Origin of the sequence: Gorillibacterium massiliense (assembly GCF_000455485.1) — a bacterium.
In the GTDB taxonomy this organism is placed as follows: Bacteria; Bacillota; Bacilli; order Paenibacillales; family NBRC-103111; genus Gorillibacterium; species Gorillibacterium massiliense.
The window spans coordinates 41,526-50,962 of the sequence record NZ_CBQR020000041.1 but is presented as its reverse complement, the minus strand read 5'-3'; the positions used below and the strand labels follow the sequence as shown (position 1 = coordinate 50,962).

Sequence of the window (9,437 nt, the reverse complement as noted above, 5' to 3'; positions counted from 1 at the left end):
AAGCCTACGCTTCTTTCGAAGAAGAAGTGGAACGCCGCTGGAACGTATTGAAGGCGAAAAACGAAAATCCGTATCTGTAAGCGAAAGATCGCGGAAGGCACTTTCCTTAAGGGACAGTGCCTTCTTGTATGTTTTATCCACATTGAGCGGAGGGAGCGATGGAGATGCCCTATATTTTGCGGAAGCGGGCAACAGGAGAAGTGTTCACCCGGCTGATGCGGAATGTGTACGATTTGGAGTATTATGGCGCTGCGGCTTGGGAGACGAATGAGGCGGCGACTGCGGCATTAAGCGAAATGGAAGATAATGAGGATGCACCGGAGGCTTATGAACCTGTGGCGATTACTGACAACCAGTTGAAGCTATGCAACGTCAAGCTAAACAACAACCTGAATCTGCGGCTGTTTTTAGAGGATGATGGGAAATTGTCGGTACGGCCGGCAAATCTGGATCTTCACTAACGGATGATCGCATCAAGATTTTGGCAAACCTGCGGTTAATCTGGTACAGTAATCATGTGGCAGACGACATGCCTGCGCTTTACGCTTGACTCTATTTTTTTTATAAAAATACGCAGGGAGGAAATCTGCAAAATGACGCAATATGATGTTCGGAAAGCGGAAAGGGTCGTACTAATCGGCTCGGGAGCTGTAGGTGCAAGCTACGCGTTTGCTTTGCTTAATCAGGGTATCGTGGATGAACTGGTCATCATCGACAAAAATGCTGACAAGGCCATGGGAGACGCCATCGATTTAAATCACGGCATTCCCTACGCACCGCCTATGAAAATTTGGGCGGGCGATTATTCCGATTGTAAAGACGCGGACATCGTCGTCATTACCGCCGGAGCTAACCAAGCACCGGGAGAAACCCGGCTCGATTTGGTAGGCAAAAACTCGAAGATTTTCAAAGGGATCGTGGAGGACGTAATGGCCAGCGGGTTTCAAGGCATTTTCCTCATCGCAACCAATCCCGTAGACGTATTGTCTTACGCCACATGGAAATATTCCGGTTTGCCGCCGGAGAGAGTGATCGGCTCGGGGACGATTCTCGATTCGGCGCGGCTGCGATTCCTCATCAGCCAGCATTTCAGCATCGATGCCCGGAACGTTCACGCATACATAATCGGGGAGCACGGAGATACGGAGTTGCCCGTTTGGAGCCACGCTTCCGTAGGTGCGCAAGCTATTGCCGAATACTTACGGGGGACGGGAGGGTCTTGGGAAGACCTGGAGAAAATCTTCGTAGAGGTCCGGGACGCGGCGTACAAGATTATCAAGCTGAAAGGCGCCACCTATTACGGAATCGCCCTCGGACTTGCCCGACTGACGAAAGCCGTGCTGCGGGATGAAAATTCCATCCTCACTGTTTCCACGCTTTTGCGCGGTGAATACGGCCTGAACGACTTGTATATCGGAGTGCCGGCTATCGTATCCCGCAAAGGTATCCGTGACGTTGTCGAGCTGCGCCTCACCGGCGACGAGCATGCCAAGCTGAAGCATTCGGCAGACGTATTGCGAGACATCACCAAATCCATCGCTTTCTAAATAAAACAACCGGCCGATTCAGCGCTTGACGGGATTAATGCCCCTTTTGCAGCAGAACGGCCGGTTTTTTCAGGTAGATGGTTCAGAACGGTAGTCGATCGGCGTGAATGAAGTCTGATCGCCGAAATGTTCTTTTACCGCAGCGGTAAGCTGATCAATCCAATCCGGGTGAATCTCCGGACTGACATAAGAAGGAGCAGGAGGCGGAGCCATGGCGTCGCTTTCTTTCACAAAAACTTTACCCAGCATACGGTAAACAGTGTCGGCAGTCACCGCCAAGAGCTCGTTTTATCAAAAAGCAGATTTCCCGCAACCTCGGCTGGAATTTCATATCCGGTGAACGGACCGGCTTTAATGGAAGCTGTATCGTAATCGGCAACAGCTAGAACCGAACGGTTCTCAGCCGTATTGTGTTTCCAAATCGCGAACTGGCGGAGATCCGGCGAGATTTTCGCATCGATGATGGTTTCGTCGGGGTTATCAGTGGAATACAGGTTACGAATTCGCTCGTTGCCTTCAGGGAGCATGACCGCTACATTCGCCGTAGGCTCCGGGAAGACATGGGGTGTAAGCTGGAATAACATTGTTCTCTCGTCAGCCAGCACTTGGAAAAATTCGCCGCCGCAATAATTGATCTCTTGCCCGGTTTCGGCATCGTAGAGCACATAACCTTCCACGGAAGGATTGACGTGTCCCTCTACGATAAACTGACGGTTATTCCGCCAAGAGGCATCCATGAATTGCTCCCCGTATTGGTTTTTCACGGGAATGTCGAGGGTTAGGCCTTCATCAGGTGAGTAGATTCCCATCACCGGCTCCTGAGCCGGACCGGAAAAATAGCGGAACAGCAGTTTGCGGCCGTCCGGAGAGAAGCCGATGGTCAGCATGTCCTCGTCTTTGTTGCCAATCGCTTTAAAATCACCGGTCCCGCTTTGGTACCGGTATAGCCTTTTATTCACTTCCAGCAGGGCGAAGAAAGAGTCGGCGAGAACCGGCGCAGCGCTTGGCACGGAAGAGACAGATATGACAGAAGAAGATGAGGGAAGAACTTCCGCTGCTTTTGGACTGGAGAAACTGCCGCAGGAGGACAGAATAGCGGATAAGCTGATCAATGCCGTTACGCTTACACCTAACAAGCGTTTGTTCATGGAAAATAACCCCTTTTCTCCGGGCATCGTTAACCGATCGTTAACACTTCATGTTCGGCAGCAAGGTTGACGAATGCCTTCATCGTCGAGATTTCACCGGCGACGAGCTTATCTCCGAGGTCATAGAATTCGATACAGGTTTTGCAGGCAAGGACCGGAACGCCAGCATCATTCAATTCTTTTAGGTGCAAGGAAGCGAGAGAGCTTTCCGTCAGTGCAAAGACGCCACGGTTTAGGCAAAAGACGGCGGCAGGCAGCTCGTCTTCCTGCTTCAGAAGCACGAAAAAGGTTTCCAGAAGCGTTTCACCCAGTTCAGGCGCGCCGTTTCCAAGTTTATCGTTTGTTAGCAATATCACTTTTTTCTTCATCGGGCATCATCCTTATCTAGTGGAGTGGTATCAAATCGAGAAGCATGGAGGGTATTGATGAGAGAGTTGGATTTGCGAGAAATTTTGCAAAACGGGAAACGGATCGTTTTCTTCGGCGGGGCTGGAACATCTACGGAAAGCGGCATTCCCGACTTCCGCTCCGGAGACGGATTGTATAATGCCGATCATACATCCCAGTACACGCCGGAAGAAATTCTGAGCCGCAGCTTTTTTGAACGGTATCCCGAAGCATTTTATTCCTTTTATAAAGCGAAAATGATATATCCAGACGCCAAACCCAATGCAGCTCATCGAGCGTTGGCAAGGATGGAGCAGGATGGCCGGCTTTCCGCCGTCATCACGCAAAACATCGACGGCCTGCATCAGGCGGCAGGCAGCCAAAAGGTGTTGGAACTGCACGGCTCCGTGCACCGCAACCGATGTATACGCTGCGGGAAAGCATTTAGCCTCACCGAGATGCTTGCTAGAGAAGAGACGATACCGCTCTGCCCGGCATGCGGCGGCGTCATAAAGCCAGATGTGGTCTTGTACGAAGAAACTTTGAACATGGCGGTATTGGATAAAGCGATTCAAGCCATCGTAGCGGCAGATGTCCTGATTGTAGGCGGCACATCCCTCTCGGTGAATCCGGCTGCCGGGTTAGTCCGATATTTTCGAGGAAACCCGCTCGTATTGATCAACAAATCGGCGACTCCTTATGACAATTCGGCAGATCTCGTTATCCGCGAGGGAATCGGCAAGGTGTTAGAAGAAGCATACCCGCCTCCGACTGAAACAAGATAACGCCTTACTCTGAAGCGCACACGATCAGCAGGTTTCGAGCAGATGACGATCAAGGATATCTTGAAGCTCTGTGTGGTGATCCTCTACAAATCGGCACACTTGGGTGGAAAGATGCATTTGTTCCACTAAAACACCAATGGGATCAAGATCTGCGGAGAACCGTCCAAGAAAATGGACAAACACATCCAACCTCCTCAGCTTGACCAGATCAAGAAGATGATCCGTCTCAGCCTGAGTCAGCATCATCTTGCTGCCGTATCCGCAAACAAAGCGCTCGAAGTCATCCAGCAAATTGCCGCCTAGGTCTGCAAGCAATTCGCCCAAGCAAACCGCTAGCTCCATTGCCCTTACATCTACCGTTGCAAATTCGAGGTCAAGAATACCGGTAATCCGATGGCCGGAGGCTGCCGCATTGCTGAAATTGATATCGCCATGGATGATCTGGTGGGGGAGCCTGCTAATGGCTTCGGCAGTCGGAAGGAAGTTCCTCAGCTCTGCGAGCAAGTTTTCTGCCTCTTGCAGATTAGGATGACCCACTGCTTCTTTTTCGCATTTCCGTATAACGTCGGCCAATAGCGCATCATCCGGATATTCCAGCTGATAATAGGGGGGATAGGCGCAGACCGGCCCGTCTTCCTTGTTCATAGTGGCCAAGGCGGCAGTCAATTCTCCGGCGGCTTCGCCTAGCGATCGGATGTGACCGGATTGCATCTAGACGGCCGTTCGCCGGGGATATAGACGAATAAAGCAGCTAACTTCCCGTCGGCAGTCACAGTAAACGTTTCTCCATTCAAAGTACGAACGGCTCGCGGAACGGAGAACGAAAGGTCGGCTTGTGACAAGCCATCCAAAATGTAGTGCTCGAATCTGAGCTTGTTTTCGTCCCGATGGTTTTCATAAACCCGCAGCACATAAGTTTGACCGGCCGTATGAATAAACCGGGTTGTATTATTGAAGCCGGCGTCTTTTTCCTCCAGCGTCCAAGCTTCAATGGGATAGTTGGTTAGAATCTGTTGACATATCGCAAGTACATTCATCGTTGTTGGGCACATCCATTTCTATTGAATAAAAACCCCGGCCGCAAAGGGACCGAGGTTTTCCACTCATGCGTTCCATGTTTTTAAGCGGTTACTTTTCCGGCAGCGGCTTCTTCTTCAGCGGATGGAACAGCTAGCTCAGCATCGGCTGGAGCAGAGACGGCGGCGGAGTCCGAATAGCCTAACAAGACATCCAACGCATTGCTGTATTTCTTCAGCCGTTCCTTTTCTTTATCGTTCCGTTTTTTCATCCTTAATGCCGCCATGTTGTCCTGCAGATCCAGGATTTTTACGCGGCGAGCCAATGCATTCTGTTTAATGCGACGGATGAACTCTTCGTAGGATTCTTTTTTGCGGCGAGAGAGAGTGTCGATGGCTTCAACGATTTTTTCGCTGAATCCTTCCTCCCTCAGCTTGTCCAAAGTAAGTTCCGTCTCTTCTATGGTGTCGTGGAGAACCGCAATGATCTGCTCCTCCTCGGATAAGGCATTCATCATCAAACGTAAAGGGTGAAACAGGTAAGGTTGATTTCCCCGGTGACCGTCTTTTTGTCCGTCATGATACTTTGCAGCAAGTACAATTGCACGGGTGAGGCCTGCCATTTTCGATCATCCTCTCTCAGTTTCGAATCAACTTTCCAGCTTTCTATCATTTTCGCACATTCTCGTAAGAAAAGAAATTGAAGATATAAAAAAAAGTAAAGATTTTCAAATAATCCCTATTAAGTTTAAAAGCTTTTAACATTGGCTTAACAATTACGTGTCATACTAAATTTATAAAAAAAATGCGAAGACGCTAAACCGAAACGGGGAGCCGTTATGAAAACGGAAGACAATCTACAGGAATTAACCCGCTATATCAACAGGGATCTCAGTTGGATTGAATTCAACCGCCGGGTGTTAGAAGAAGCCCAGGACAAGGAAACGCCTCTCTTGGAGAAAGCGAAGTTTCTTGGCATCACTTCAACGAATTTGGACGAATTCATGAGCGTACGAGTGGCGGGCTTATTGGACCTGCAAAAGAGCGGCTACAATAAAAAAGATTTTTCCGGTTACGCGCCAGCCAGTCTTCTGCGGCGAATCTTCAAGCGCACGACGGGATTCGTGACCGAGCAGTATAAAGTGTACAAAGACATCGTACGCCAGCTTTCCAAGCATGGCATCCGGATACATAGCTACAACGAGCTTTCTCAGACTCAGCAAAAAGCGGCCAACCAGATCTACCATCAAATCGTCTATCCGGTGCTGACGCCCATGGCGATAGACCAAGCCCGGCCATTTCCGCTGATCACCAGCCTCGGTCTATATCTGGCAGTCGTATTGGTCCGTAATACGGATGCAGGCAAAGAGGATGCGCAATTGCATTTTGCCATTGTTCGCGTTCCCGCGAATTTTTCCCGGCTCGTTCAGGTGCCTTCACGAGGCGCGTCGAAAGCGCATTTCATTTTTCTGGAAGAGCTGATGAAAGAACATATCGTCACTTTGTTCAACGGCTATACACCGGTATCCGTTCACGCCTTCCGGCTTACCCGCAATTCTGACTTGACCCTGGACGAAAGGGCGGCAGAGGATCTGCTGGAGGAAATTGAAAAAGAAGTGCGCCGGAGAAGATGGGGAACGCCTGTCAGACTCGAAGTGGAAAAAGGCATTCATCCCTACGCTTTGGAGCAGCTGATCGAAGAGTTTGAAATATCCGGGTCTGTCTTTGAAATTGAGGGCCCACTTGATCTCGGATGCTTGACCAAGCTGCCCGATCTCATTCATGACAACGCGCCATTGAAATACCCGGAGGTTCAACCGGCTTATCCGCAAGAGTTTCTCGAAGAGGATTCCATGTTTGACGTCATCCGCAGACAGGATGTCTTGCTTTATCATCCCTACGAGTCCTTCGAAGCCGTCAATGACTTTGTTATCGAAGCGGCGGAAGATCCGTATGTACTCGCCATCAAAATCACTCTGTACCGGGTGAGCGGCAACTCCTTGCTCGTACGGGCGCTGGAAAGAGCTGCGGAAGACGGCAAGCAGGTTACAGTTGCCTTGGAACTGAAAGCCCGCTTCGACGAGGAACGCAATATCGCATGGGCGAAGCGGTTGGAAAAAGCCGGCTGCCACGTGGTTTATGGGTTGGTCGGATTGAAAACACACGCCAAGGTCACCCAGATTATTCGCCAAGAGGAAGAAGGATTGCGCCGGTACATGCACGTTGGCACCGGGAACTATAACGAAAATACAGCTCGCCTCTATACAGACGTCGGCTTGTTTACATCCGATGCAGAAATCGGAGAGGACGTATCGTCCCTTTTTAATGAAATAACCGGTTATTCGTCAGCGCCAAAAATGAATCAGCTGATTGCAGCCCCGACCTACCTCTCGGAAGAGCTGGCTCACCTCATTATGAGGGAAACGCTCAATGCTCGGCAGGGAAAACCGGCAAGAATTATTGCCAAAGTGAATTCCCTTTCCAATCAGGAGATAATCGATCATCTCTACGAGGCTTCCCAGGCCGGGGTGAAAATCGATTTGATTATCCGTGGGGTCTGTTGTTTGCGTCCGGGAGTACCAGGACTCAGCGAGACGATAACGGTGCGCAGCATCATCGACCGGTTTTTGGAACATTCTCGATTATTTTATTTTGAAAACGGTGGCGCGCCCGAGGCTTATTTGTCCAGCGCCGATTGGATGACGCGGAATTTGACTCGCCGGGTGGAAGTCATGTGTCCTGTACGCAATACGCATACCCGGGACACCCTTTTCAATATTTTAAAGCTCCATTTGAAGGATTCGGCGAAAGCGCGCCATCTTCAAGCAAACGGAAGCTTCACCCGTCCAGAAATTAAAACGACTTCATTCCGCAGCCAATTCGAGGCAGCGAGAATCAAGTCGTGGAAGAAAGTCGTAAAGAAAACCGATCCTCTCAGTAAGGACTGACGATAAATCGCAGGGGAAAATCCCAGCTTTTGCGGAAGTCGTCGGCCAAGTCTTTGGCCGCTTCCAGTTCTGTCGCCGGATGCTCTCTGCAGACGAGTTCGATAACCGGACTGTTGCTAGCGGAGTGGAGAACCCGGATCTGTTCGACCTGGTTTTGCCTTCCGGCATCAAGTCTCACTGCCAGTTGTAAAAGTGTACCTAACGCTACCGCCGCAGACAAATCCTCCTCATTTAACAAATCTTGATAGGGGAGATATGCTTTGCGGCTTTTCTTTTTCCCGGAATGAGCCGCGATCAAAGCGGCAAGGACGATCTCCCGGTGTTCCAGCCCGTTTAAGCCGGCATGGGTAATCCAATAGAAAGTATGCGCCGGGTAGGTATAATAATTGATGACCGTTCCCAGCCGATAGAGCCTGGATGCCGCATACAACGTTTTTCTTAAATCGTCGCCATAAGAATTACGTTCTTTCAAGCCCTCAAAGAGTTGCATCGCCAGTTGGTGAACCTGCTCCGTGTGAGGAGTGGCGGTTGATCCGGCATTATGCAGCAGGATCTCGGTGCTGTGAGTCAAAACGTGCTCTACTAACGGTTTATCCGGCTGTGCCGTCTCGTAGTATACGCCTTCCCGCAAGCCTGTGCCGCTGACAATGCAGCAGGTCGCTTCCGTATGCTGCAACGCGGTATGCAGAAGAATAAGACCCGGCACCAAAATATCGGCCCGGTCGGCGGAGAGGCCGTCCAGCTTTAACCGCTGCGCCAAACTCATTTTACTGAGGGAATCGATGGTTTCTTGAACCACTTCAGGGGTTATCCGATAATTATGAGCGAGAGGCAGGGAGTACGTCGCTTTCCTCTGGGATAGCTTGGCTAGGGATCGAATCGTTCCACCCAGCCCAATAAGGGGGAGACCGGGATGCTGCCTAAGCCACGGCTCTTGTTCAAACAACGTTTCCGCCATTACGTGAATGTCGCGGAGATTGCCGGAATTGAATTCTCCGTCCGGGGAAAAGCGCTTGGTGGTGTTAACAGCGCCAAATGGGAAGGATACGGAATGGACGATTTTACGGTTTAAAAACAGCGAGATTTCTGAACTGCCTCCGCCGATATCCATCAGAAAACCGTTGGCAACATCCATCGCGTTCATCACGCCGACAAAACCGTACCGGGCTTCGTCTTCATCGCTAGCAATTTCAATGGTCAAACCGGTAGCGGCCTCCAGCGCATCAACCACTTCCCGGGAGTTGGCTGCATTGCGGATGGCAGCGGTAGCGACCGATCGTATAAAATCGACGTGGTTGGCAATACATTGAACACGGAAATGATTTAAAGTCCGGATGAGCTCGTCCAGCTGATCCAGCGGCAAGCTTCCATCCTTGGCTACTTTATCGATAAGCCGAATCGTGTTCTTGCTTTCTTCTATAACGCGGTGAATGCCGTTTCCCGCATCTTCATACAGTACCAGCCGCACCGAGTTGGAGCCGATATCGATAATTCCGAAAAGTTGAGTGTTCATCATGCTGCAGCCTCCAGTCGACAATTCGATTCCCCTATTTTACCATGTACAAGCCACATACCCAAACAGGAATAATCTTAAACCAAATATTCT

General features: G+C 50.3%; 11 protein-coding genes. 4 read left to right on the top strand and 7 right to left on the bottom strand.

From position 1 onward, the window contains the following. Positions 1 to 158: 158 nt before the first annotated feature. Positions 159 to 461, top strand: a complete 303-nt coding sequence (locus TJ79_RS04910) for a hypothetical protein (RefSeq protein WP_052339279.1) — start codon at positions 159 to 161, stop codon at positions 459 to 461. Between the two features lie 132 nt (positions 462 to 593). Continuing rightward, positions 594 to 1,547 (top strand): L-lactate dehydrogenase, encoded by a 954-nt coding sequence (locus TJ79_RS04905; protein WP_040949172.1) that lies wholly within the window; start codon positions 594 to 596, stop codon positions 1,545 to 1,547. A gap of 69 nt (positions 1,548 to 1,616) precedes the next feature. Here TJ79_RS04905 and TJ79_RS04900 read toward each other — a convergent pair whose 3' ends face one another. From TJ79_RS04900 to TJ79_RS04890, 3 genes are read right to left on the bottom strand one after another with little or no spacing between them, the layout of a single operon-like run. Next, the gene (locus TJ79_RS04900) at positions 1,617 to 1,796 is read right to left on the bottom strand and encodes a hypothetical protein (RefSeq protein WP_155987776.1); all 180 of its coding nucleotides are present in this window, start codon (positions 1,794 to 1,796) and stop codon (positions 1,617 to 1,619) included. Positions 1,797 to 1,816: 20 nt separating this feature from the next. After that, positions 1,817 to 2,695 carry a hypothetical protein gene (locus tag TJ79_RS04895; RefSeq protein ID WP_040949170.1) on the bottom strand — a complete coding sequence of 293 codons (879 nt, stop codon included), beginning with the start codon at positions 2,693 to 2,695 and terminating at the stop codon, positions 1,817 to 1,819. A gap of 29 nt (positions 2,696 to 2,724) precedes the next feature. After that, positions 2,725 to 3,063, bottom strand: coding sequence for a transcriptional regulator (locus TJ79_RS04890; RefSeq protein ID WP_040949169.1), 339 nt, complete (start codon positions 3,061 to 3,063; stop codon positions 2,725 to 2,727). 57 nt (positions 3,064 to 3,120) lie between these two features. On the opposite strand from TJ79_RS04890, the gene TJ79_RS04885 reads away from it, so the two are divergent. Further along, positions 3,121 to 3,867, top strand: a complete 747-nt coding sequence (locus tag TJ79_RS04885; protein ID WP_040949168.1) for an NAD-dependent protein deacylase — start codon at positions 3,121 to 3,123, stop codon at positions 3,865 to 3,867. Between the two features lie 24 nt (positions 3,868 to 3,891). Here TJ79_RS04885 and TJ79_RS25710 read toward each other — a convergent pair whose 3' ends face one another. The 3 genes from TJ79_RS25710 to TJ79_RS04875 all read right to left on the bottom strand — a co-directional run bounded on the left by TJ79_RS25710 (position 3,892) and on the right by TJ79_RS04875 (position 5,506). Beyond that, positions 3,892 to 4,578 carry a phosphotransferase gene (locus TJ79_RS25710; protein ID WP_052339278.1) on the bottom strand — a complete coding sequence of 229 codons (687 nt, stop codon included), beginning with the start codon at positions 4,576 to 4,578 and terminating at the stop codon, positions 3,892 to 3,894. Next, complete coding sequence (locus tag TJ79_RS25705) at positions 4,551 to 4,904, bottom strand: phosphotransferase (RefSeq protein ID WP_052339277.1); 354 nt, start codon at positions 4,902 to 4,904, stop codon at positions 4,551 to 4,553. Before TJ79_RS25705 ends, TJ79_RS25710 begins: the two co-directional genes overlap by 28 nt. Positions 4,905 to 4,987: 83 nt before the next feature. Next, a complete protein-coding gene (locus TJ79_RS04875) occupies positions 4,988 to 5,506 on the bottom strand; it encodes a bifunctional (p)ppGpp synthetase/guanosine-3',5'-bis(diphosphate) 3'-pyrophosphohydrolase (protein ID WP_202903290.1) in 519 nt (172 codons plus the stop codon). A 216-nt stretch (positions 5,507 to 5,722) separates the two neighbouring features. Between TJ79_RS04875 and ppk1 the strand changes: the two genes are divergently transcribed. After that, the gene (ppk1, locus tag TJ79_RS04870; RefSeq protein ID WP_040949167.1) at positions 5,723 to 7,831 is read left to right on the top strand and encodes a polyphosphate kinase 1; all 2,109 of its coding nucleotides are present in this window, start codon (positions 5,723 to 5,725) and stop codon (positions 7,829 to 7,831) included. On the opposite strand, the gene TJ79_RS04865 is transcribed toward ppk1, so the two are convergent. Continuing rightward, positions 7,818 to 9,347 (bottom strand): Ppx/GppA phosphatase family protein, encoded by a 1,530-nt coding sequence (locus tag TJ79_RS04865; protein WP_052339276.1) that lies wholly within the window; start codon positions 9,345 to 9,347, stop codon positions 7,818 to 7,820. The genes ppk1 and TJ79_RS04865 overlap by 14 nt on opposite strands. Positions 9,348 to 9,437 lie beyond the last annotated feature (90 nt).